The 22,620-nt window shown below is 28.2% G+C and carries 23 protein-coding genes; 17 read left to right on the top strand and 6 right to left on the bottom strand.

Going from position 1 to position 22,620, the window contains the following annotated elements; genetic code table 11:
* The first annotated feature begins 6 nt into the window (after positions 1–6).
* From AMN84_RS00495 to rsmA, 6 genes are read left to right on the top strand one after another with little or no spacing between them, the layout of a single operon-like run.
* On the top strand, positions 7–1,152 hold the full coding sequence (locus AMN84_RS00495; protein ID WP_075482401.1) for an LptF/LptG family permease: 1,146 nt from the start codon (positions 7–9) through the stop codon (positions 1,150–1,152).
* Positions 1,149–2,231 carry an LptF/LptG family permease gene (locus AMN84_RS00490; RefSeq protein ID WP_082254940.1) on the top strand — a complete coding sequence of 361 codons (1,083 nt, stop codon included), beginning with the start codon at positions 1,149–1,151 and terminating at the stop codon, positions 2,229–2,231. The genes AMN84_RS00495 and AMN84_RS00490 overlap by 4 nt, the downstream gene beginning before the upstream one ends.
* Positions 2,221–4,605 (top strand): LPS-assembly protein LptD, encoded by a 2,385-nt coding sequence (locus tag AMN84_RS00485; RefSeq protein ID WP_075482399.1) that lies wholly within the window; start codon positions 2,221–2,223, stop codon positions 4,603–4,605. The genes AMN84_RS00490 and AMN84_RS00485 overlap by 11 nt, the downstream gene beginning before the upstream one ends.
* Positions 4,605–5,540 (top strand): peptidylprolyl isomerase, encoded by a 936-nt coding sequence (locus AMN84_RS00480; protein ID WP_075482397.1) that lies wholly within the window; start codon positions 4,605–4,607, stop codon positions 5,538–5,540. Before AMN84_RS00485 ends, AMN84_RS00480 begins: the two co-directional genes overlap by 1 nt.
* Entirely contained in the window at positions 5,530–6,492 is a 963-nt protein-coding gene (locus AMN84_RS00475; protein ID WP_075482395.1) for a 4-hydroxythreonine-4-phosphate dehydrogenase PdxA, read from the top strand. Before AMN84_RS00480 ends, AMN84_RS00475 begins: the two co-directional genes overlap by 11 nt.
* Entirely contained in the window at positions 6,482–7,267 is a 786-nt protein-coding gene (rsmA, locus tag AMN84_RS00470; RefSeq protein ID WP_075482393.1) for a 16S rRNA (adenine(1518)-N(6)/adenine(1519)-N(6))-dimethyltransferase RsmA, read from the top strand. The genes AMN84_RS00475 and rsmA overlap by 11 nt, the downstream gene beginning before the upstream one ends.
* On the opposite strand, the gene gmk is transcribed toward rsmA, so the two are convergent.
* From gmk to fabD, 4 genes are read right to left on the bottom strand one after another with little or no spacing between them, the layout of a single operon-like run.
* Complete coding sequence (gene gmk / locus AMN84_RS00465) at positions 7,256–7,888, bottom strand: guanylate kinase (RefSeq protein WP_075482391.1); 633 nt, start codon at positions 7,886–7,888, stop codon at positions 7,256–7,258. The two genes, rsmA and gmk, sit on opposite strands and share 12 nt — an antisense overlap.
* Before the next feature lie 7 nt (positions 7,889–7,895).
* Entirely contained in the window at positions 7,896–8,135 is a 240-nt protein-coding gene (locus AMN84_RS00460; protein WP_075482389.1) for an acyl carrier protein, read from the bottom strand.
* Positions 8,136–8,183: 48 nt separating this feature from the next.
* Complete coding sequence (gene fabG, locus AMN84_RS00455) at positions 8,184–8,921, bottom strand: 3-oxoacyl-ACP reductase FabG (protein ID WP_075482387.1); 738 nt, start codon at positions 8,919–8,921, stop codon at positions 8,184–8,186.
* Complete coding sequence (gene fabD / locus AMN84_RS00450) at positions 8,914–9,843, bottom strand: ACP S-malonyltransferase (protein WP_075482385.1); 930 nt, start codon at positions 9,841–9,843, stop codon at positions 8,914–8,916. Before fabD ends, fabG begins: the two co-directional genes overlap by 8 nt.
* A gap of 78 nt (positions 9,844–9,921) precedes the next feature.
* Between fabD and rpsF the strand changes: the two genes are divergently transcribed.
* The 11 genes from rpsF to AMN84_RS00395 all read left to right on the top strand — a co-directional run bounded on the left by rpsF (position 9,922) and on the right by AMN84_RS00395 (position 20,508).
* Entirely contained in the window at positions 9,922–10,290 is a 369-nt protein-coding gene (gene rpsF / locus AMN84_RS00445) for a 30S ribosomal protein S6 (RefSeq protein WP_075482383.1), read from the top strand.
* Positions 10,280–10,552 (top strand): 30S ribosomal protein S18, encoded by a 273-nt coding sequence (gene rpsR / locus AMN84_RS00440; protein WP_075482381.1) that lies wholly within the window; start codon positions 10,280–10,282, stop codon positions 10,550–10,552. Before rpsF ends, rpsR begins: the two co-directional genes overlap by 11 nt.
* Positions 10,553–10,562: 10 nt before the next feature.
* Positions 10,563–11,021 (top strand): 50S ribosomal protein L9, encoded by a 459-nt coding sequence (gene rplI / locus AMN84_RS00435; RefSeq protein ID WP_075482379.1) that lies wholly within the window; start codon positions 10,563–10,565, stop codon positions 11,019–11,021.
* Between the two features lie 69 nt (positions 11,022–11,090).
* On the top strand, positions 11,091–12,506 hold the full coding sequence (locus AMN84_RS00430; protein WP_075482377.1) for a replicative DNA helicase: 1,416 nt from the start codon (positions 11,091–11,093) through the stop codon (positions 12,504–12,506).
* Positions 12,507–12,527: 21 nt separating this feature from the next.
* On the top strand, positions 12,528–14,927 hold the full coding sequence (locus AMN84_RS00425) for an efflux RND transporter permease subunit (RefSeq protein WP_075482375.1): 2,400 nt from the start codon (positions 12,528–12,530) through the stop codon (positions 14,925–14,927).
* Complete coding sequence (locus tag AMN84_RS00420; protein WP_075482373.1) at positions 14,920–15,465, top strand: CvpA family protein; 546 nt, start codon at positions 14,920–14,922, stop codon at positions 15,463–15,465. Before AMN84_RS00425 ends, AMN84_RS00420 begins: the two co-directional genes overlap by 8 nt.
* Positions 15,419–16,900 carry an amidophosphoribosyltransferase gene (purF, locus tag AMN84_RS00415; RefSeq protein WP_075482371.1) on the top strand — a complete coding sequence of 494 codons (1,482 nt, stop codon included), beginning with the start codon at positions 15,419–15,421 and terminating at the stop codon, positions 16,898–16,900. Before AMN84_RS00420 ends, purF begins: the two co-directional genes overlap by 47 nt.
* A gap of 2 nt (positions 16,901–16,902) precedes the next feature.
* Positions 16,903–17,460, top strand: a complete 558-nt coding sequence (locus tag AMN84_RS00410) for an HD domain-containing protein (protein WP_075482369.1) — start codon at positions 16,903–16,905, stop codon at positions 17,458–17,460.
* 21 nt (positions 17,461–17,481) lie between these two features.
* Positions 17,482–18,342 carry a DMT family transporter gene (locus AMN84_RS00405; RefSeq protein ID WP_075482367.1) on the top strand — a complete coding sequence of 287 codons (861 nt, stop codon included), beginning with the start codon at positions 17,482–17,484 and terminating at the stop codon, positions 18,340–18,342.
* A 58-nt stretch (positions 18,343–18,400) separates the two neighbouring features.
* Positions 18,401–19,678, top strand: coding sequence for an MFS transporter (locus tag AMN84_RS00400; RefSeq protein WP_075482365.1), 1,278 nt, complete (start codon positions 18,401–18,403; stop codon positions 19,676–19,678).
* Between the two features lie 95 nt (positions 19,679–19,773).
* Positions 19,774–20,508 carry a hypothetical protein gene (locus AMN84_RS00395; RefSeq protein WP_143755520.1) on the top strand — a complete coding sequence of 245 codons (735 nt, stop codon included), beginning with the start codon at positions 19,774–19,776 and terminating at the stop codon, positions 20,506–20,508.
* Here the strand turns inward: AMN84_RS00395 and AMN84_RS00390 are convergent, their stop codons facing one another.
* Both AMN84_RS00390 and AMN84_RS00385 read right to left on the bottom strand, forming a co-directional pair.
* Positions 20,509–21,621, bottom strand: a complete 1,113-nt coding sequence (locus AMN84_RS00390) for a serine/threonine protein kinase (protein ID WP_075482361.1) — start codon at positions 21,619–21,621, stop codon at positions 20,509–20,511.
* Positions 21,622–22,527, bottom strand: coding sequence for a DMT family transporter (locus AMN84_RS00385; RefSeq protein ID WP_075482359.1), 906 nt, complete (start codon positions 22,525–22,527; stop codon positions 21,622–21,624).
* Positions 22,528–22,620: the final 93 nt, after the last annotated feature.

The following is a 22,620-nucleotide window of genomic DNA, read 5'->3' as shown; positions in this document are numbered from 1 at the left end:
ATTTCAATGAAAAAAATTATTTTTAAAAACTTTTTAAGCGAAACAACAATATTTTTTTTACTTTCTTGTAGTTCTGTCGCACTTATTGTTTGGGTAATTCAGGCTGTAAACTACCTGGGCTTTGTCACTGAAGACGGTCATGGATTTAAAATTTATTTTTTATACACAGTTTTAAGTTTACCAAAAATTTTCAATGAATTACTTCCTTTCATGTTTTTCTTTTCTGTATTCTTTGTTCTTTCAAAATATGAGGATCAAAATCAAATTCTAATTTTTTGGTCAAATGGGATAAAAAAAAATGAGTTTTTGAATGTGGTGATAAAGTACTCTTTCATATTTTTAATTTTACATCTCTTAATGAGTAGTTTTGTTGTTCCCTTCACCCAAGATAAGGCAAGATCATATATTAGGCAGTCAAACATAGATTTTCTACCATCTTTAATGAAACCAAAAAAATTTATGGATACAGTAGAGAGACTTACGATATACGTAGAAGACAAAAACGATCAAGATAATTTTGAAAATATAGTTATTAAAGATGAATATAATAAATCAGACTCCAGAATAATATATGCCAAAAAAGGTTTTTTTTCTGAAGCGAATAATCAAAAAATTCTAGTCTTAAATGATGGAAAAATATTAAATATAAATAAAGGTAAAACAACAATTTTTAATTTTAATAAGACACAGATAAATTTGTCTCAATATAATTCAAAAACTACAAAATACCCAAAATTACAAGAGATAAATATTTTTTCGTTATCGAGGTGTTTATTTTCCTCTGAAGACAAAAGATCAACTGAATTACTCCAAGATAAGAATTTATTTAAATTTCAATGTTCAAATGCCAAGAAACCACTAGATAATATTGCACAAGAGGTTTTGAGTAGAATTTTTAAATCTTTGTATATACCTTTGTTAGGATTGATTTCTTGTTTATTAATTATAAAAACAAAAAATTCTTCAGGATATTCAAAATATAAAATTAAGATATTTGCTTTAGGTATAATTTTAATTTCAATTTCAGAAATACTAATGAAGTTTTTTTCATCAGATATAAATCAAAGTTCAATTATAATAAGTGTACCCTTGATATTATTTTTAATATTTCGCATTATGTTTTCTAGACAATCAATGGCAGCCACTCGATGATAATTAAAACTTTTCAGAATTATATAAGTAAATCTTTTTTGTTATCGTTCATAAAAACAGTATCAATTTTTGTTGGTTTGGCATTTATATTAAATATTTTTGAAGAAATTAATTTTTTTAAAGATTTAAATGTATCGATATCAATTCCAGTTTTTTTAACTATCTTAAATATTCCATCGATCATCTTTGAGATATTTCCATTTATTTTTTTAATCACAACCCAATTTTTTTTTATAAAATTAATAGAACAAAATGAAAATATTGCATTTAAGAACTTTGGATTAAGTAATACAAGAATAATTAAATTGCTTGCTATTTTAAGTTTTTTAATAGGATTATTAATTGTAACAATATTTTATAATTTATCTTCTAACCTAAAGCACTCTTATTTAAATATTAAAAATTCATACGCTAAAGATAATAAGTATTTGGCAGTAATTACTGAGAACGGTATTTGGATTAAAGATGAAAAAGAAGGAGTCACAAATATAATTAATGCTGAGGTTCTAAAAGGTGACTACCTTCAAAATGTGGATATTGTCCAGTTTGATAAAAATTTTAATTTTATAAAAAATATAACTAGCAAAAAAACATTGATTAAAAACAAAATTTGGATAATTGAAGAAGCTATAGTAAATACCGAAAGTAAATCTAATATAAAAGTTGATACGCTGGAATTAGTTACAAATATAGACTCTAATGATGTTAATTCTTTATTCTCAAATTTAACCTCCTTATCAATCATCGAATTAGCCAATCTTAAGAAGAAATATGAGGATATCAATTATTCGTCAATTGAAGTAAATTCTGCAATTCAAAAAATTGCTTCATTTCCTTTTTATCTAATGATTATGACGATTTTGGCTTCAACAATAATGATGAACATCAAACAGAATAGGTCAAAAATCTTCCACCTTATTTTTGGGATACTTATATCGGTTATTATTTATTATATCAGTTTCTTTTTTGAAGAGCTCGGAAAAAATGAACAAGTACCAGTTTTTGTCTCAATTTGGGTGCCTCTTTTAATGATTTCAATAGCTTCAATAATTAGTTTGGTAAGAATAAATGAAAAATAATATATTTTTTTTAATTCTAATTTTTGTTCTAAATTTGAATATTTATTTTCATTCATATGGAGATGAACTGAAATTTGAGGCTTCCTCTCTAGAAATAATAGATAAGGATAAAATTGTTATCGCAAAAGATGGGGTGAAAATTCTCTCAGGAAACAACATAATTATTGATGCAAATCAAATGAGATACAATAAAGAAAAAAATATTTTAAATGCTGAGGGAGATATTTTAGCTAAAGATACAATAAACAAACTTTCAATTAAAAGTGACAAAATTTATTATGATAAGAATATTGAAAAGATTATATCTTCTGGGAATGTCAAAATAATATTTGATAATTTATATGAGCTTTTAACTGAAGAAATTATATTTCTTAAAAATAATGCAGAAATTTTAGTTAGTGGTGAGGCTTTATTAAAGGATAGTGTCGGAAACACAATTAAAGTACAAAATCTTAAATACCTAATTGATGATAAACTGCTTAAAACAAAAAATGTAAATTTAGTAGATGCTGAAAAAAACTCCTATAATTTTGATAATGCAATTATTGATCTTTTAAACAACCAATTTATTGGTGATGGTGTTAAAATTGATTTTTTTGAAGGTAGCTTTGGTAATTCTGAAAATGATCCAAGATTAAAAGGAAATTATATATTTAGTGATGGAAAAACAACCTTGATAAAGAAAGGTGTTTTTACAACCTGCAAAAAAAATGACGATTGTCCGCCTTGGCAAATGAAAGCTAAAGAAATTAGGCATGATAAAAATAAAAAAACAATAAATTATAAAGATGCATGGCTTGAAATTTACGATATGCCTGTATTATACTTTCCGAAATTTTTTCATCCTGATCCAAGCGTTAAAAGACAATCTGGTTTCTTAATTCCACAGGTGATAGACTCATCTAGCTTGGGCATGTCGTTTAAGCTCCCTTACTATAAAGTAATTTCAGATAATAAAGATTTAACATTTTCACCAAGGATTTTTTCAAACAATGAAGCTCTTTTTCAAAATGAATACCGTCAAGTGAATAAGAATTCAGAACACATATCTGATTTTAGTTTAAAAAAGAAAAATTCAGATTCTAAAACTCACTTCTTTTCAAATACTAAAGCAAAACTTAATATGGAAAATTTTGATACAAGTGAAATAGAGTTTAATTTAGAAACAACTTCAAGCGATACATATCTCAAATCTCATAAAATTGAGTCTGGAATTACAGAAAGTTTTTCTCTTTTAAAGTCTTTTTTAGCATTTAATGCTAACAGAAGTGATCTTGACGTTGAGATTAAACTCCAAGCTTATGAAGATTTAACTAAAACTAAATCTAGTGACAAATTTGAATTTCTTTTTCCTAGCTATAGTTTTTCAAAAAATATACAAACCAAATTTGATGGAGATTTAGATTTAATTTCTAATGGTTTTTATAAAAATTATAATACAAATATTTTTGAAAAAGTTTTGATTAATGATCTACAATTTCAATCAACCTCTAAAATTTCAAATCTTGGTTTTGTTAATAAATTAAACTTATTATTTAAAAATGTTACTGCAGAAGGAGAAAATTCCTCTGATTACAAAAACGAGTTTAGTTCGGAAAATTATGGATCAATTTTATATGATATATCTTACCCCATGAAAAAAAATGGAGAATTTTTTGACAGTTTTTTAACTGCAAAGGGATCCATAATGTACAGTCCTAACTCCAACAAAGATAATAAAAGTCTGGACAGAATTATTGATATAAACAATATTTTTACTCAAAATAGACTAAGTTTAAACGACTCAGTTGAAGGTGGACAATCAGTTACTTTTGGTACTGAATACAGATTAAGAAATAAAGCTAAAAACAACGATATCCTTATTGGAGGACTAGCAACTGTGTTGAGAGATAAATCGGAGATAAATTTACCTAGTCAATCAACGATAAATAACAAGGGTTCTGATATTATTGGATCGCTTATATTTGAGCCTAACAATAACTTTAAAGTTGATTATAATTTTTCAATGGACAACGATTTTGAGTCTACGAATTATAATTTATTAAAAACAGCAATCACTGTAAATAAGTTTGTAACATCATTCGAATTTCTTCAAGAGGATGATGAAATAGGAAGTGAGAGTTATATTTCAAATGAAACAGGATATAATTTTACTAAATCTAATTCTTTAAAGTATAGAACAAGAAGAAATAAAAAAACTGATTTTACTGAATTCTATAACTTAATGTATGAATATAAAAATGACTGTCTAAAAGCAGCTATTCAATACAATAAAGATTACTATTCTGATAACGAGCTTAAACCAACAGAAGAAATTTTCTTTTCAATTTCAATAGTGCCTTTTACTACGATAGATACACCGAGTGTGAAATAATGAAAAAAAAATATAATTGGAGAATATTAGTTTTTGTATTTCTAAGTTTTATTTTTTCAAATTATTCTTTAAGTGAGGTATTTATAGTTGCCAAAGTCAACAAGAATATTATTACGAACGTTGACATAAAAAATGAAGAGAAATATCTTATAGCTTTAAATCCTAACATAAAAAAACTTAGTGAAAATCAGATTACACAATATGCAAAAGACTCCTTAATAAATGAAATAGTAAAAAAAATTGAAATTGAGAGATATTACGAAATTACACCAAATGAAAATTTGCTTGATAAAGTCATTAAAGATATTTATTTAAGTATAGGAATATCAGGTAAAGCTGAATTTGAAAATTATCTTCAAAATAACGATGTAACTTTAGAAAGAGTGAAAGATAAAATTGCTATAGAAATTGCTTGGAATGATTTAATTGTTAATAAATTTAAAAATCAAATAAGCATAAATCAGGAAAGATTAAAACAAGAACTGGAGGAAAAATCATCAATTACTGAAGTGGAGAGTGTTCTTCTTTCTGAAATAATATTTACAGTTAATGATAAAAGTGAACTTGAAAAAAAATTTAATGAAATTAAAGAAAGTATCTCAAGTATTGGATTTAATGAAACTGCAAGATTATACAGCCTATCAAGCAGTAAAAAAAATGGTGGGAATTTAGGTTGGATTTTTAAAGATCAACTATCAAAAAATTTTAAAGATCAAATAAACGATTTAAATATAGGAGAATATACAAATCCGATGAATGCGGGAGGTGGTTTCATGATACTAAAATTAAATGATATTAAAATTGAAACTCAAGAAATAAATAAAGAAGAACAATTACAAAAAAGAATTGAGTTTGAGCGGGAAATACAACTTACCAGATTTTCAACACTCCATTATAAAAGAGTTTTTAATAACACTGAAATAAATGAAAAATAAATTTATTATAATAGTTTGCGGTGATCCAAAAAGTACATTTATAGAAATATTATTAAAAGTTTTAAATAATAAAAAATTAAAAAAAACTAATTTACCAATTTTACTTATTTGTTCAAAAAAAATAATTTTAAGTGAAATGAAAAAATTTAAAAAGAAGCTCGACTTTAAATTAATTAAAAAAAATTTAGAAAAACTTAAGAAGAATAAAATTTATTTACATGATATTCCAATAAGAAGAAACAATTTAACTTTAAAAGAAAAAAATAACTATATAAAAAAAGCCTTTATGGCAGCAATAGATATATTACAAAAAAACTTAGGTTCAATTCTAATCAATGGACCTTTATCAAAAAAAGATTTTTTCAAAGGAGATTATCCTGGAGTTACAGAGTTTTTGGCTGAGAAAACAAAATCGAAAAACGTGACCATGTTAATTTATAACCCCTATCTGAGTGTTTGCCCAATCACAACTCATATGCCAATAAATAAAGTTAGTAGAAATATTAAAAAAAAAATAATCATCTCAAAGTTAACTCAATTAAATTTTTTTTATAAAAAATATTTAGGTTATAGGCCTAAGATAGGGGTAACAGGTTTAAACCCTCATTGTGAAACATTTGAGGGGAAAAATGTTGAAAAAAAAGAAATTATACCTGCCCTAAAGATTTTAAAAAAAAGAAATATTAAAGTAAAAGGACCATTTTCAGCCGACACTATTTTTATTAAATCAAATAGAATTAAATTCGATGTGATTGTTGGAATGTATCACGATCAGGTCCTTGCGCCAATGAAAACTATATTCAATTTTAAAGCTATAAATATTACAGTAGGTTTACCCTTTGTTAGAATTACTCCTGACCATGGTCCAAATTTTGAAATGTATGGAATGAATAAATCTAAAGTTGATAGTATAGTTGAGGCATTTAAATTCATAAAACATCATGTTAAATAAACCAAAAAAAAGTTTAGGACAAAACTTTTTACATGATAAAAATATTTTAAAAAAAATAATTCACGCGGCATCAATTAGATCAAATGATGAGGTATTGGAAGTAGGACCTGGAACGGGGAACCTTACTCGTTATATAGTAGATCAGAATCCAAAAAAGGTCTATGTTATAGAAAAAGATTTTTCTTTATCTCAAAAGATCAACAATTATTTTAAAGAAAAAGTTACAGTAATATCAAAAGATATTCTTAAAGTTCCACAAAATTTCTATGAAAATAAAAAATTATTAATAATAGGGAATCTTCCTTATAATATTTCTACAAAAATTTTATCAAATTGGTGTTTAAATCAAAATCTAAACACCAGTAAATTAATATTAATGTTTCAAAAAGAAGTTGCCGACAGAATAACTGCGGAAGTAAATACAAAAGAATTTAGTCGTATAACAATAATATCAAATTGGAAGTTTAATATAAAAAAAATTTGCGATGTGAGCCCAGAGTGCTTTTATCCTAAACCAAAAATTAAAAGTACAGTTCTAGAGTTTTTGCCAAAAAAAAATATATATAAATTTAAAGATCCAAAAAATATTGAAAAAGTAACAAAAGTTTTTTTTAATCAAAGAAGAAAAATGATAAAAAAACCAATAAATATTTTATTTAAAAATCATAAATTTAATTTTGAAAAATATCATCTTGCTCCTTCAGATAGACCGCAGAATATAAATGTGGAAAAATATTTGGGTATTGTGAAAGACTATGAAAAATTATTGCATTAATCGTTTTATATGTTTTTCTATGAATTTGATATCGTAACCTTTTTTTAAGCCGTTAATTTCGTCGTTTATATGTTTTAAAATTTGCTTGTAACACAACTCAAGATCATTATTAATAATAACATAGTCATAATTTTTCCAGTGTAATATATCTTTGTCAAATTCTTTCATTCTTTCCTCGGCAATCAACTTATCTTTCATATCTCTGTTCGACAGTCTTCTAAATAATATTTCTCTACTTGGGGGTAAAATAAAAAAAGTAATTAATTTTTGCTCTAACTTTTTAGATACGATTTGAGCAGTGCCTTGCCAGTCAATATCAAAAATGATGTTTGTACCTTTGTTTAATTCTGTGAAAATATTTGATCTTGATGTTCCGTAATAATTTTGAAAAACCTCTGCGTATTCTAAAAACTCTTTTTTATTTATCATATTTGTGAACTCCTCCTTGCTTATGAAATGGTAGTCTTTACCATTGATCTCATTAGATCTAGGAGTTCTAGTTGTGTGAGATATAGATATAGTAAAACCCTCACGTTCTGATAAAAGTTTGACTAAGGTTGTTTTCCCCGCCCCAGAGGGGGATGAAAGAACAATCATTATCCCTTCGTTCTTTAAGGGCATTTAAATATTAATTACTTTTATTTTCTATAAATTTAATTGCATCACCAACTGTTAGAATTTTCTCTGCTTCACTGTCTGAAATCTCTGAGCCAAATTCTTCTTCGAAGGCCATTACCAATTCAACAGTATCTAAACTGTCAGCTCCTAGATCATCAATAAAGCTAGCCTCATCTGTTACTTTAGCTTCATCAATACCTAAGTGGTCTGCAACAATCTTTTTAACTTTTCCTGATATATCATCTGCCATTTTGATCCTTTGTTTGATTTTTTCTTAATAATTAAAATACAACTTTTGTCAACCTAAATACATGCCTCCATTAACATGGATTGTTTCTCCAGTGATATAATTTGACATATCTGAAGATAAAAAAGCCACGACATTTGCTACATCTGAGGGCTGACCCAATTTATTAGAGGGAATTTTCGATAAAATAACTTCTTTAAATTTTGGATCAATTTTATCTGTCATCTTAGTCTGAATAAAGCCTGGGGAAACACAATTAATGTTAATGTTCTTTTTGGCATATTCTATTGATAAACTTTTGCTCATGCCAATAATACCTGACTTTGATGCCGAATAATTTGCCTGGCCCACATTTCCTGTGTGCCCTACTACGGAAGTAATATTTATAATTTTACCATATTTTTTTTTTATCATTTTTTTTAGAAAAAATTTACATAATAAAAAAGTTGAAGTTAAATTTGTGTTAATGACTTTACTCCATTCATCTATAGTCATTCTTAAAGATAAGTTATCTCTCGTAATACCTGCGTTATTTATCAAAACATCAGGTGCGCCATCTAGTTCATTACATGCATCTTCTACAAACGCTTCAATATCTTGATGTTTTGAAATATCGAATTTTTTAATAATAATTTTTTGAAAATCTTTTTTTAAATTTTCAAGTCTTTCATCATTTGTTCCGGTACCTAATAATATTGCGTCTTGATTAATGAAAATTTCAGCAATAGAATTTCCAATTCCTCCTGTTGCTCCTGTAAGGACAACCTTTTTATTTTTTAAGTTAATCATTTTTTAAATTTATAATATCTTCCTCACAATTAATAGATATTACTTTTACATCTTTATTAATTCTTTTAATTAAACCTGATAACACTTTTCCAGGTCCTATTTCTATAAAATTTTTAACACCCATTTTAATCATATAATTTACACTTTCTAGCCATCTAACTTTTTCTTCTATTTGAGAGATAAGAAGAGTTTTAATTTCATTGGGTGAAATCACCTCTTTCGCTGTAACATTTGAAACTATGGGCACATTAGGACTTTTCATATTTAATTCGTCTATAAAATTTTTCATTTTGTCTGAAGCATTTCTCATATATTTACAATGAAAAGGCGCACTCACATTTAATTTGATGTTCTTTATTTTTTTTGAGCTCAAATCATTAGAAAATAAATCTATATCTTTATCTAACCCACTGACAACAACTTGTTGAGTTGAATTATCATTTGCTATAAAACATTCGTATTCATTTTTTTTTTTATATAAAATTTCTTCAACTGCGCTTGCACCTGTGCCTAATACTGCTAACATGGCACCTTGATTGTCAGGCATAGCTTCTTGCATAAATTTTCCTCTTTTTTTTAATATTTTAAGGGTTTCCTCGAAACTCAAGGAATCGGCACATGCTAATGCCGAATATTCTCCTAAAGAATGGCCTGCAAAAAATTTTGCCTTGCTTAAATTGATGTTGAATTCTTTCTTAGCGATTTGGAAGATACAATAACTAACAAGAAAAATTGCTGGTTGAGTATTCTCAGTAGAATTAAGTTTTGTATCAGGACCATCAAATATAATTTCTTTTAAAGGTATTTCGAGTATATCGTCAGCATCATTAAATAATTGTTTTATAGTATCAAATTTTGAATATAAATCTTTAATCATTCCTATCTTTTGAGAGCCTTGCCCTGGGAAAACAACTGAAAACATATTTTTTCTAATAATTTTTGTCTTGTAATAAAACTATTATAATAGTATATCCATTTTTTTTATATATACATTTAAATAATGAACCTATACGAACACACTATTATTGCTAGACAGGATACTACCCCTGCACAAATTAAAAATATTAAAGAAAAATACTCAAAAATCATTGAACAAAATAAAGGGGATTTAGTTCAAACACAAGATTGGGGTTTGCTGAATTTGTCATATCTAATCAAAAAAAATAAAAAAGGTAATTACATCCATTTCAAAATTAAAGGAGATGGAATTCTAATAAAAGAATTAGAAAAAAACGAGAGAATTGACAAAAATCTACTTAGATTTGTTACAATAAAAGTTAAGAAATTTGATTTAAAAGAGAATTATTTTTCAAAAGAGGAGAAAGATATTGAAAAAAAAAATAAGGTTAAAAATATAAATGAAAAATAGAAGAAATAACTCAAAGAAAGGAAAGACAAATAATTTTTCTAAATTAAGTATTTTTCAACCTAATAAATATAAATTTAAAAGAAGTTGCCCGTTATCGGTAAAAAATGCTCCTAAGGTTGACTACAAAAATGTTAAGTTATTAAAAAGATATGTTTCTGAAAATGGCAAAATACTTCCTTCAAGAATAACAAACATATCTCAAAAAAAACAGCGTGAATTATCTCTATCAATAAAAAGAGCGAGAAATTTAGCTTTAATATAAATTAAAGAATATGAAAGTAATACTTCTTGAAAATATAGCAAAAATTGGATCTATTGGAGATATCATAAATGTAAAAAGAGGCTTTGCTAGAAACTTTTTGATTTCCAATAAAAAAGCATTATATGCTTCAAAAGACAATATTAAAGAGGTGGAAAAAATTAAGACTGATTTAAATAAAAAAGATCTTGAAAGAAAAAAAAATGCGAAGCAAATTTTTGACAAATTAAATAATAAAAGTTTTGAAATTAAAAAATTGATTACTGAAAATAAAGAATTATACGGTTCAATCAAACCTACTGAAATATCAAAATTGATAAAACAGATTAACGACTTTGAAATAAAACCATCGCAAATACAACCTTTGAAAGAAATAAAATCTGTTGGCCAATTTAAAGTAAAACTCAATCTTCACCCAGAAGTTCAAGCAGAAATTATAATTAAAGTTCTTGCTGAAGAAGACAACAAATAATTTTATACAATTTTTTCCCCAAAAGATATTAGTTATATTTTTTTTTTGAGATATCTATATACTTTATAAGTGACCAATAATTTAAGTATAATCAAAAGTAAATTCAAAGAACTGCCTAATAATATTGAAGCTGAGCAATCTGTTTTGGGTTCTATTCTAACTCAAAATGAAATATTTGACGAAATTACTGGAATTGTATCAGAAAAAAATTTTTATGACCCCTTGCATCAAAAAATTTTTTTATCAATTCAAAATTTAATTTTTAAAGGTTTGTTGGCAAATCCAATTACTTTGAAAAATTATTTTGAAAACGATGAAGATGAACTTAACGTACCAGAATACCTTATCAAAATTACAAAATTTTCTACTTCTTCAAGACAAGCGATAGAATACTCAAAAATAATATATGATACTTTTGTAAGAAGAGAATTGATTAAGATTTCTGAAAATATTATCGATACAGCAAAACTTAATGATATAAACATAACTGGTAAATCAATAATTGAAAACTCTGAAAAAACACTTTATGATTTAGCTGAAAAAGGAAATCTCCATAATTCAATAATAAAGTTTGATGAAGCAATCAGACAAACTATAGATATGGCTTCAAGCGCTTACAAAAATGAAGAGGGTATTGTTGGTGTTCCTACTGGTTTAAAAGATGTTGATGATCGATTAGGTGGTTTACATAAATCAGATCTTATAATAATAGCTGGTAGACCAGCAATGGGTAAAACTGCTTTAGCGACTAATATTGCTTTTAACGCTGCACAAAGTATTCAATCTAATGGAAAAAAATCTTGTATTGCTTTTTTTTCTTTAGAAATGTCATCTGAGCAGCTTTCTACTCGAATTCTAGCAGAACAATCAAGAATTAAATCAAATGATATAAGGAGAGGAAAAATAACTGAAGAGCAATTTGAACAATTTTTAGAAACCTCAAAAAATATTTCTGAACTACCACTTTATATAGACGAAACGCCAGCAATAAGTGTAGCCGCATTATCTAATAGAGCAAGACGAATAAAAAGGCTTTACGGACTGGATATGGTTGTGGTTGATTATATTCAATTAATGAGGGCATCAAACTATAAAGAAGGTAGGGTTCAGGAAATTTCAGAAATAACTCAAGGGCTAAAAGCTTTAGCGAAAGAATTGGCAGTTCCTGTTCTCGCTTTATCCCAACTATCTAGAGCAGTAGAGCAGAGAGATGATAAAAAACCACTATTATCTGATTTAAGAGAGTCTGGCTCAATTGAACAAGACGCTGATGTTGTAATGTTTGTATATAGAGAGTCTTATTATTTAAGAAGTAAGGAACCTAGACCAGCAACAGTGGAGCATGCTGAATGGCAAGCTAAAATGAATGAAGTCTCACATTTGGCAGAACTTATAATTGGTAAACAAAGACACGGGCCAACAGGCAACATTACTCTTGAATTTGAGGAAATGTTCACAAAATTTAAGGATGTTACAAATAATTAAATATAAGTTATATATTTAGTAATGTTTTCAAATCTATATCAATCTTTAATTTTAAAAAAACCACGTGTAGTTTTTTTAGCTTTAATTTTGATTACCTCCTTTTTTTTAATTAATACAAAAGATTTTAGATTAGATGCATCCTCAGAGACTTTATTGATAGAGGGAGATCCTGATTTAGAATACTTAAAGGAAATAAATAAAAGATATAAATCAAAAGACTTTTTAGTTCTCACCTTTACACCAAAAGAGGCTTTGACTTCTGAAAGTTCGATTAACAATATTCTTAGTTTAAAATATAAAATACAGAGCTTAGATTGGGTTTATAGCGTCGTAACAATATTAGATGTGCCTTTACTTGAAAGTTCTGACGAGCCACTTATGGACCGTATCAAAAATTTTAGAACTTTAAAGGACGAAAATATAAATAAAGACAGAGCATTTAATGAAATTTTAAACAGTCCAGTTTTTAAAAACTTAGTTATAAGTGAAGATGCTACAACGACAGGTATCATAGTTAACTTAAAAAGAAAAAAGATTTTAGAGTCTTCTGCATTTGATAATGAAAAAGAATTTGAGAAATATAAAGATAAACTAAAATCAGAAAATCACGAAAATATCAAAGAAATAAGAGAGGTGATTGACTCATTCAAAGATATAGGAAAAATTCATTTAGGTGGAATACCTATGATTGCGGATGACATGATGACATTTATTAAGAAAGATATAATCGTGTTTGGTATTGGTGTTTTTGCTTTTATTGTTATTACTTTGTGGTTTGTTTTTAGAAAAGTTCTTTGGATTGCAATTCCAATTTCTAGTTGTTTTTTTGCAGTAATAATAATGATTGGATTTTTAGGTCTAATGAATTGGAAAGTCACAGTTATTTCATCAAACTTTATAGCTATGATGTTGATACTTACAATGGCTATGAACATTCACTTAAGCACCAGATATATTCAACTAGCTAAAACTCATTTAGATCTAAATAATTATGAAGTATTAAAAATTGCTACCTCTAAGATGGTTTGGCCTATACTTTATACTGTGTTAACAACAATTTGTGCTTTTCTATCTCTAATTTTTAGTGGTATTAAACCAATTATTGATTTTGGTTGGATGATGACTTATGGATTGATTACCTCGTTTTTAATCACTTTCACTTTAATTCCTGCCCTGCTAGGAATTTTCTATTCAAAAGAAATTGATATTCATGAAAAATCTTTATCTTTTTTAACAAATCCACTTTCTAAACTTTCAATAGAAAAAACAAATTTAGTATTTATCGTTTCAACTTTTTTAATTATTTTTAGTATTTTTGGAATATCAAAATTAAAAGTTGAAAATAGTTTCATCAATTATTTTAGTAAAGATACTGAAATTTATCAAGGAATGAAATTAATTGATGAAAAACTAGGTGGAACAACACCTTTGGAAATTATTTTAAAATTTTCTGGCAAAAAAAATAATCAAACTGATGAAGATGAAGATGAGTTTAAGGATTGGGATGATGAAGGGGGTGATGAAAGTAAGTATTGGTTTACAAAAGATAAAATCGATAAGATTAATAAAGTACATAATTATTTAGAAAATACAGAACACGTTGGAAAAGTACTGTCATTTTCATCAATTATTCAGGTAGCTACAAAGTTAAATAATAATAAAGAATTAGGAACTTTAGAGATGGGCGTCTTATATAGTAAAATTCCTGAAACAGTTAAAAGTGAAATTATTGATCCTTATATTTCAATTAAAGATGATGAAGCAAGAATTAGTTTGAGAATTAAAGACTCATCGAATGATTTAAGGAGGAATGATTTAATTAAGAAGATTAATTTTGACATGCAAAATGAAATTGGTTTAAGTAAAGAAGAATTTAAATTGGGTGGTGTATTAATTTTATTTAATAATCTTTTGCAAAGTTTATTCAAATCTCAAATATTAACTTTGGGCCTTGTCATGTGTGGAATAATGGCAATGTTCTTAGTTTTATTTAGAAATTTAAAGATTTCTTTAATCGGTGTTATTCCAAATTTCATTGCAGCATTTTCAATTTTAGGCCTAATAGGAGTGCTGGGTATCCCACTTGATATGATGACAATAACTATAGCCGCTATAACGATAGGGATCGCTGTTGATAACAGTATTCACTATATCTACCGTTTCCAAGAGGAATATGAAAAAAATAATAACTATGAAGAGTCAATACGATTATGTCACTCAACTGTGGGTGTAGCAATATTAAACACATCAATTACTATTATCTTTGGTTTTTCAATACTTGTTCTTTCAAATTTCATTCCTACAATTTATTTTGGTGTCTTTACTGGAATTGCAATGTTCTTAGCAATGATACTTGTACTTACTTTATTACCTAGTTTAATTTTGCACATACAGCCTTTTGAAAAAAGATTAAATGTTTGATCAGTTTTTGAATTTTTTTGATAAACTTCAATTGTTCGACCTTATATATCTTGCCTTAACTGTATTATCTTTAATCAAATGTTCCTCTAAAGGTTTTGTTTTAAGTGTTTTGTCAGCTAGTAAGTGGTTGTTCTCATACGTTGTTGCTCTTTACTTATTTCCAAAAGCCAAACCTTTTGTTGAGGGCATTTTAGATAATGAATATGTTTTAGATATTATGCTTGGTTTAAGTATTTTTATAATTGTTTTATTCATTGTATTAATGATTAATAAAGGAATCAGTAAAGCAGTAAGTTACTCGGGAATTGGTACTTTAGATAAAATATTTGGATTCTTTTTTGGATTTTTAAGAGCTTACGTTATTTCGGTATGTATTTTTGCAACAATAGACATCATATATAATCATAATAAGTGGCCAATAAATCTTGACCAATCAATAAGCTTTCCTTATGTTCTCAAGGGAAGCAATTATTTAATAAAAGAATTCCCGAATGAAGAAAATTACCAAGATACTAAAGAAAAAGTTCAAGAACTTTAAACCAAAACTTAAAGAGGAATGTGGTGTTTTTGGTATAAGCGACAATCAAGATGCATCAACACTTTCTACACTTGGTTTACATGCTTTACAACATAGAGGGCAAGAAGGTTGTGGAGTCGTAACCTTTGACGGAAAGAAGTATCACTCAGAAAAAAGATTTGGATTAGTCGGTGATAATTTTAATAAAGAAGAAGTTTTAAAATCTTTACCAGGTAGTTTTGCTATTGCTCACAATAGATACAGTACCACTGGAGGTACAACGTTAAGAAACATTCAACCTTTTTACGCAGACACTAATACTGGAGGAATTGGAGTAGCTCATAATGGTAATCTTACAAATGCAATAACTCTTAGAAGAAAACTAGTCGAAGATGGTGCAATTTTTTATACTACGTCTGATACTGAAACAATCGTTCAGTTAATTGCAAGATCAAAAAGAGGAAAAGTTATAGATAAAATTATTGATGCTTTGTTTCAAATACAAGGAGGTTATGCTCTTGTGATGTTAGCAAGAGATTTGCTTATCGGGGTAAGAGACCCTTTTGGAATAAGACCTTTGGTTATAGGAAAACTAAAAGACTCTTATGTTTTTGCCTCCGAAACTTGTGCATTAGATATTATAGGGGCTAAATATGTAAGAGACGTAGAAAATGGTGAAATAGTTTATGTTGAAAATAAAAAACTTATTAGTTTGAAACCGTTTCCATTAAAAAAAATTAGGCCGTGTGTTTTTGAATATATCTATTTTTCAAGACCAGATAGTATTTTAAATGGAAAATGTGCCTATGAGTATAGAAAAAATTTTGGTGTAGAGCTTGCAAAAGAAACGAGTATTGATGCTGATTTAGTAGTTCCTGTTCCAGACTCGGGGAACGCTGCAGCTATCGGTTATAGCCAACATGAAAAAATTAATTTTGATCTCGGTTTAATAAGAAATCATTATGTGGGAAGAACTTTTATTGAGCCAGCTCAAAAGATAAGAAGCCTTGGAGTTAGATTAAAATTAAATGCAAATAAATCTACTATCAAAAATAAAAAAATTGTTTTAGTTGATGACTCTTTAGTAAGGGGTACGACCTCACATAAAATAGTAAAAATGTTATATGACTTTGGGGCAAAAGAAGTGCATGTTAGAATTGCATCACCTGAAATTAGATTTCCGGACTTCTATGGTGTTGATACACCCACAAAAAAGGAGCTTTTAGCAGCTAATAAAACCAATGAAGAAATTTGCAAATATATAGATGCAAAATCTTTAAAGTTTTTAAGTGTTGATGGTTTATATAGAGCAATGGGTTATGAAAAAAGAAACTCTACATACCCGCAATTGACTGACCACTATTTTACAGGTGATTATCCTGTTAAATTAATTGATGACTTAGGTGATAATAAAGTGACACAGTTGTCTTTATTGAGTACAAAGTCTAATAATTAGGTATGAAAAAAGTTAACTTTACTGAAATGAAAAATGGCTCCAAAGAGGACTATGTTTTTCTGGATAAATTAGAAAGAGAATATGTTGGTGAGACGGCTGAAAGAATACTAAATTTTTTGTCTAGAATGACCTCAACTTTAGAAGGTTATAAAATCACGAGATTAGAGCATTCCTTGCAGAGTGCTACGAGAGCTTTTAGAAATAATGAAAGTGAAGAGATGGTTGTTGCGTGTTTATTGCATGATATTGGAGATGAATTAGCTCCTTTAAACCACTCAGAGTATGCGGCATCAGTATTAAAACCTTATGTATCTGAAAAAACTCATTGGATTATTGAAAAACATGGTGAGTTCCAAATGTATTATTATGCACACCATCTTGGAGCTGATAGATTTAAAAGAGAAAAATATAAAGATCACAAGTATTATCAAGATACAATAAACTTTTGTGAAAAGTATGATCAGTGTTCATTCGATCCTAATTACAAGTCAATGAGTTTAAAGGAATTTGAACCATTGGTAAGAAAAATTTTTTCAAGAAAACCTTACTCCCACTATTAAAATAAATTTAAAAGTTTCGATATGAAAAGTTTATCAGATCAAAAAAAAGGGTCTTTGATGGCTTTTGTGGCTGTGATGTTTATAACACCAGACTCTTTATTTATTAGACTATCTAATGTTGAAACTTGGAGTTTGGTTTTTTATAGAGGCATTATACCGTTTATTTTAGTTTTTATTGGAATGCTTTTAATTTACAGATTAAAATTTTTTAATTTGTTAAGGTCAAATAGCTATTATGGTTTAGCTTATGTTTTAACTTTTTCAGTAACTAATATTGCTTTTGTCGTTTCGATTCAAAATACAAATGTCGCTAATACTTTGATAATGATTGCTACAGCTCCAATGTTGTCTGCCATTCTTGGATCATTTTTCCTTAAAGAAAATCCCGATAAAAAAACCTGGGTAGCAATTTTTATAACTTTTTTTGCTGCACTGTATATTTTTTACGACTCAATCAAGTTAGGAAATTTTTTTGGTGATATTTTAGGATTTGTTGCTGCCATAGGTCTAGCAGTGGGTGCTGTTATAATTAGATCAGCAAAAAAATTAAACCTGGTTCCCTCTGCAGTGGTTGGAAAGTTGATCATAGCGCTTTTTGCAATGCTTTTTGTAAAAGATTATTCTCTGAATAATAACGATATTTATATTGTTCCTTTAATGTGTGTAATGTGTGTGGCTATACCATTCGTTCTTGTTACTATAGCACCTAGGTTTATAACAGCAGCCGAGGTAAACTTATTTTTTTTGTTAGAAACTATAATAGGTCCGATTTGGGTCTGGCTTATTATCAAAGAACAGCCTACACCTGAAACAATCGTAGGGGGTGCTATAATTGTACTAACGATAGCTACCCACTCTTTCTTAAAATTAAAAAAGTCATAAGTTTGTCATAATAATTTCTTGATTTAGTCTCAAATCAGAAATAAGAAGCTGCCAATTTATGAATAAAGTATTTAAAAATTCTTGGGCATTATTTTTGGGTATGGGTGCGATTATGCTAGCCTATGGTTATCAAAATGCTTTATTGGGAGTTAGAGCAGTTATTGAAGAGTTTAGCCTTGCCTCAACTGGATTCATGATGTCTGGCTATTTTGTAGGTTACTTTATAGGTGCTAGAACCGTTCCTTCAGTTATATCAGGTGTTGGTCATATAAGGGTGTTTGCTGCTTTTGCATCTGTAGCTTCACTTGCCATACTAGTTCACTCAGTTTTTGTAAATCCCTTAACTTGGTTCTTATTAAGAGTAGTTACAGGATACTCAATGGTTTCAATTTATACGATTGCCGAGAGCTGGTTGAACGATAGATCAAGTAATAAAAATAGAGGTAAAGTTTTATCTATTTATATGATTATTTTATATGGATCTATGGGATCAGGAATGTTTTTATTAAATTTTAGTAGTCCCGAGAATTTTCAGCCTTTTATTTTAATATCCGTTCTAATGTCATTAGCCCTTCTGCCTATTTTATTGACAAAAAGAAAGCCGCCAACTTTTAAGAAAATAAAAAGTATGAGTTTAAAAGAATTGTATTCATCATCACCCCTTGGAATGGTGAGTTCTGTTCTTTATGGAACTATTCAATCAGCATTGTTTACCTTGTTGGCAGTTTATGCAGCTTCAATGAATTTTAGTATATTTGATATATCTTTAGTTACTTTTATGTTGGCAATTTCAGGTGCTATTTCTCAATATCCTGTGGGCTACATTTCAGATAAATTTGATAGAAGAAAAGTTATTATTTATTCAACTTTCGGAGCTGCATTATTTGCTTTCTTTGCAATCTTTTCAGTTGGGACAATGTATTTACCAGATGGTTTGGGGTCTTCAAAGCTTTGGTTTTATATTTTTTTAATAGCCTTTTCTGTATGTAGCTTACCAATGTTTTCTTTGATACTTGCACATACCAATGACTTTATAACTAGAGATAAGTTTGTTGCTGCAGGAGCAGGTTTGCAATTTGCCTTTGGTTTAGGAGCGATCAGTGGACCATTTTTATGTTCTTTGCTTATGGATTTAGTTGGTAATAATGGATTTTTTGTATTTCTTATTATATTCCACTGTTTAATAGGTGTTTTTGCTGTTTATAGAATGAAAATTAGACCATCTGAGGAAAATCCTGACTCACAGTTTGTTGCTGTTCCTACTACGATTACTCCTGTTGGAATGGAATTAAACCCTACAACAGAGCCTATTGAGGAGCCTGAAAAAATAAAATAATTGTTTCTATTCTTGGTTGTAACTCAAATTAAACAATAAAATAAATTTAATCTTGTTGAATTTAACTTTATTTGCTTAAATGTGCACAAAAAAAAATGCCTAAGAGAAAAAAAAGAAAAAAAATTGAACACGGAGCGTTTACAAGGCTCGCGAGTTTTACTTCAAGTGCAATAAAAGAATACAAAAATAATCAAAAACTTAAGCAACAACAGTTGGAGAAAGATTTAAAAAAACAGGAATTTAGTAAACTTAGTTTAGAAAAAAAAGAATTACGAGCTAAAGAAGATAACTTTAGAAAACAAGAAGAAAAATTACAGATAAAATTTGAAAACTTAAAACTTAAAGAAAGAGAATTAGAATTAAAAGACAATGAATTAAAAAATAAAGAAAATTCATTAAAAGAAAAAGAATTAAATTTAAAATTTAAAAGTGAAGAGCAAAAAAATAAAGATTTAGAACTTAAAAAGAAAGAAAAAGAACTTCAAATAAGATCTGATGAACAAAATCGTAAAGATATTGATTTAAAAGTAAGAGAGGACGAGCAAAAAGAAAAAGAATTAAAAGAAACAAGAAGAAAAAGAAGAGAACAAAAAATTAGAGATCAAAAAGAGCAAGAGCAAAGAAATATTGAAGCACTTAGATTAAAAGAATGGGAAGAAAAATTTGATCGTGAGCAAAAAGCTAGAGAAGAACAAGAAAAATTAAAAGAACAAAGATTGAGAATGAGAGAAAGTAACAAAAAAAGTAATGATGCAAGCTACTCTGATAACAGTGATGAAGTTACTCAGCAGTTAGAAGCTCTTGATGTTGAAAATTCTTCTAAGAATTAATTATTGTTTCGGAAAATAATCTTTTAAATCACCTTCTCTATATACATCTGCAGTACAACAGTGAAGACCACCACCAAAGGCATAAGCATCTCTTAAATCTACTGGCACAACTTCTAAACCTAGTTTATCCAACTGATCAGCTTGGTAAACTTCACTTTTTTCAACACAAACTGTTTTTGGATCTAACACGAGCACATTCATTGAAAGCCAAACTGAGGAATAGCATAATGGAGGTGGAGTATTGTGAGCTGGTTGAGCTGAGTCTAATATTTTCCATCCATTATCCTCAAAAAGTTTTCTTTGTGAAGTTGGTAGCTTTCTTTGAGGATTATTAATAATTATACCTTCTGTGACAGGTGTGAAAGTTGCATCAATATGAATTGGATATGGATCGCCTGGAAAATTCACGGCATGAACTCTGTGATTTTTAAAATGTCTTCTTAACCAATCAATTCCACTTAAGTTTGTGGTAAAACCATGTTGGACAATTAAATCCTTACCAAATCGTAATATATCTGCAGCGTCGAATAATGGTTCTTCCTCTGTAGTAACAAAAAACTTTTTTTCAGTCCATTCAAGACGTTTTTTTACACCAATCTTATCAGATAAATAATCCTTTCTATAATCTACATCTGTAAGTCTTGGTTTTGGTGCTGACTCGTGTCTCATATTTTTATCTTGATCATAATATTTTTTAATTAGCGGTCTATAATTTAAATATTCAAACCATCTACACCTATAACTCATTGTTGCCTCTAACATTTCGTTTCCAACAGTCAAAATTATGTCCCTTGCAGGCATACAACCAAACATACTTTCAACTTCCCAATCTGGTGTAGAAATTTTTTGATTATGATTTAAAGGAACAGGTCTATCAACTTTAATTCCTCTTTTTTCTAATAAGGAAGCGAAGTCATTTAAAAGTTGATTAGCTTTATCAACTGTATCTTTTGTTCGTGGACCGTGTTGACCTTTCATATCTGAATCTTCTGGAACCTTTGCATCAAGAGCTGGCTCTGGTGCTGGTATGCAACAACCGTCTGCCTTTCCAACAATTACGTGCTTAAGTGGATCCCACTCATTCCAACTATTAACAATTTTTTTATTTGTCATTTAGTTTAATGCAATAAATCTTCTATTGTTTTTTATAATTAAACTATAATAAATTATTGAGATAAAAATTAAAAAGCCGCCTATAATTGTGTTATTAGTAGGAACTTCATTAATTCCTAATATTGGTAACCAAACCCAAAAAATTCCACCAATTACCTCTGTTAGAGACAATAGTGTAAGTTCTGCGGCTGGTATCATTTTAGAACCTAATGAATAAAGAATTAATCCCACACAAACTAAAGTGCCGTGAACTGAAAACAAGCCTTGGTTACGGCTTGAAGAAATTAAACTACTGTCAGTCTCAACCAGTATTACTATTGAAACTATTGCACAAATCAATCCAGCAATTGCAACAGTTGTAAATTTTGGAGTTTCAGGTCTCCATCTTAGAGACACAGAAAAAACTGAAAAACCTACTGCAGATAAAATACCAAACAAAAGACCAAAAATTGAACCTTTGTTAGTATTGCCGAATGCTATTATTATTATACCAATAGCAGCAATAATTATTGCTATCCAAACGTTAGTTGAAATTTTTTCTTTTAAAAATAAGAAACCTAAAAATGCAGTAATGAAAGGCATGGCTGCTAAACACAACAAAGTTATTGCAGCAGATGTGTTAGTAATGGACCAAATAAACGTGATCATGGCAATACCCAGCCCAGCGCTCCCAATTAATCCTGACACCCCTACCTTTTTATAATTTTTGTAAAATGACAATCCTTCTTCAAAAAATAAATATAAGTTTAGTATTAAAAAAATTGTAACACCTCTTCCTAAAAGATATTGCCATGGAACCAATTCGGGTTGGTCAATATGTCTTACAACTAAAGGTCCAAAAGACCATAAAATACCAGCTAACAGTACTACAGGAATAGCTACTTTTTCGTTTTTAAGCTCTAGCATTTCAGATTAATATTATTATTCTCAATCTTAAACAACAAAAATTTAAGACAATTTTTGTCCGAATTGAGTTGGTTAACTTATCAGCTAGTAAAT

Origin of the sequence: Candidatus Pelagibacter communis, from assembly GCF_001180105.1 — a bacterium.
Taxonomy (GTDB): domain Bacteria; phylum Pseudomonadota; class Alphaproteobacteria; order Pelagibacterales; family Pelagibacteraceae; genus Pelagibacter; species Pelagibacter ubique_K.
The sequence above is the reverse complement of the archived record's forward strand: the minus strand, read 5'-3'. Positions and strand labels throughout refer to the sequence as shown.

What these genes read in the sequence shown, in the direction of transcription:
- AMN84_RS00495 (WP_075482401.1), top strand. Translation starts at nt 7, where the DNA reads ATGAAAAAAATTATTTTTAAAAACTTTTTAAGCGAAACAACAATATTT.
- AMN84_RS00490 (WP_082254940.1), top strand. Translation starts at nt 1,149, where the DNA reads ATGATAATTAAAACTTTTCAGAATTATATAAGTAAATCTTTTTTGTTA.
- AMN84_RS00485 (WP_075482399.1), top strand. Translation starts at nt 2,221, where the DNA reads ATGAAAAATAATATATTTTTTTTAATTCTAATTTTTGTTCTAAATTTG.
- AMN84_RS00480 (WP_075482397.1), top strand. Translation starts at nt 4,605, where the DNA reads ATGAAAAAAAAATATAATTGGAGAATATTAGTTTTTGTATTTCTAAGT.
- AMN84_RS00475 (WP_075482395.1), top strand. Translation starts at nt 5,530, where the DNA reads ATGAAAAATAAATTTATTATAATAGTTTGCGGTGATCCAAAAAGTACA.
- rsmA (WP_075482393.1), top strand. Translation starts at nt 6,482, where the DNA reads ATGTTAAATAAACCAAAAAAAAGTTTAGGACAAAACTTTTTACATGAT.
- gmk (WP_075482391.1), bottom strand. Translation starts at nt 7,888, where the DNA reads ATGCCCTTAAAGAACGAAGGGATAATGATTGTTCTTTCATCCCCCTCT.
- AMN84_RS00460 (WP_075482389.1), bottom strand. Translation starts at nt 8,135, where the DNA reads ATGGCAGATGATATATCAGGAAAAGTTAAAAAGATTGTTGCAGACCAC.
- fabG (WP_075482387.1), bottom strand. Translation starts at nt 8,921, where the DNA reads ATGATTAACTTAAAAAATAAAAAGGTTGTCCTTACAGGAGCAACAGGA.
- fabD (WP_075482385.1), bottom strand. Translation starts at nt 9,843, where the DNA reads ATGTTTTCAGTTGTTTTCCCAGGGCAAGGCTCTCAAAAGATAGGAATG.
- rpsF (WP_075482383.1), top strand. Translation starts at nt 9,922, where the DNA reads ATGAACCTATACGAACACACTATTATTGCTAGACAGGATACTACCCCT.
- rpsR (WP_075482381.1), top strand. Translation starts at nt 10,280, where the DNA reads ATGAAAAATAGAAGAAATAACTCAAAGAAAGGAAAGACAAATAATTTT.
- rplI (WP_075482379.1), top strand. Translation starts at nt 10,563, where the DNA reads ATGAAAGTAATACTTCTTGAAAATATAGCAAAAATTGGATCTATTGGA.
- AMN84_RS00425 (WP_075482375.1), top strand. Translation starts at nt 12,528, where the DNA reads ATGTTTTCAAATCTATATCAATCTTTAATTTTAAAAAAACCACGTGTA.
- AMN84_RS00420 (WP_075482373.1), top strand. Translation starts at nt 14,920, where the DNA reads ATGTTTGATCAGTTTTTGAATTTTTTTGATAAACTTCAATTGTTCGAC.
- purF (WP_075482371.1), top strand. Translation starts at nt 15,419, where the DNA reads ATGAAGAAAATTACCAAGATACTAAAGAAAAAGTTCAAGAACTTTAAA.
- AMN84_RS00410 (WP_075482369.1), top strand. Translation starts at nt 16,903, where the DNA reads ATGAAAAAAGTTAACTTTACTGAAATGAAAAATGGCTCCAAAGAGGAC.
- AMN84_RS00405 (WP_075482367.1), top strand. Translation starts at nt 17,482, where the DNA reads ATGAAAAGTTTATCAGATCAAAAAAAAGGGTCTTTGATGGCTTTTGTG.
- AMN84_RS00400 (WP_075482365.1), top strand. Translation starts at nt 18,401, where the DNA reads ATGAATAAAGTATTTAAAAATTCTTGGGCATTATTTTTGGGTATGGGT.
- AMN84_RS00395 (WP_143755520.1), top strand. Translation starts at nt 19,774, where the DNA reads ATGCCTAAGAGAAAAAAAAGAAAAAAAATTGAACACGGAGCGTTTACA.
- AMN84_RS00390 (WP_075482361.1), bottom strand. Translation starts at nt 21,621, where the DNA reads ATGACAAATAAAAAAATTGTTAATAGTTGGAATGAGTGGGATCCACTT.
- AMN84_RS00385 (WP_075482359.1), bottom strand. Translation starts at nt 22,527, where the DNA reads ATGCTAGAGCTTAAAAACGAAAAAGTAGCTATTCCTGTAGTACTGTTA.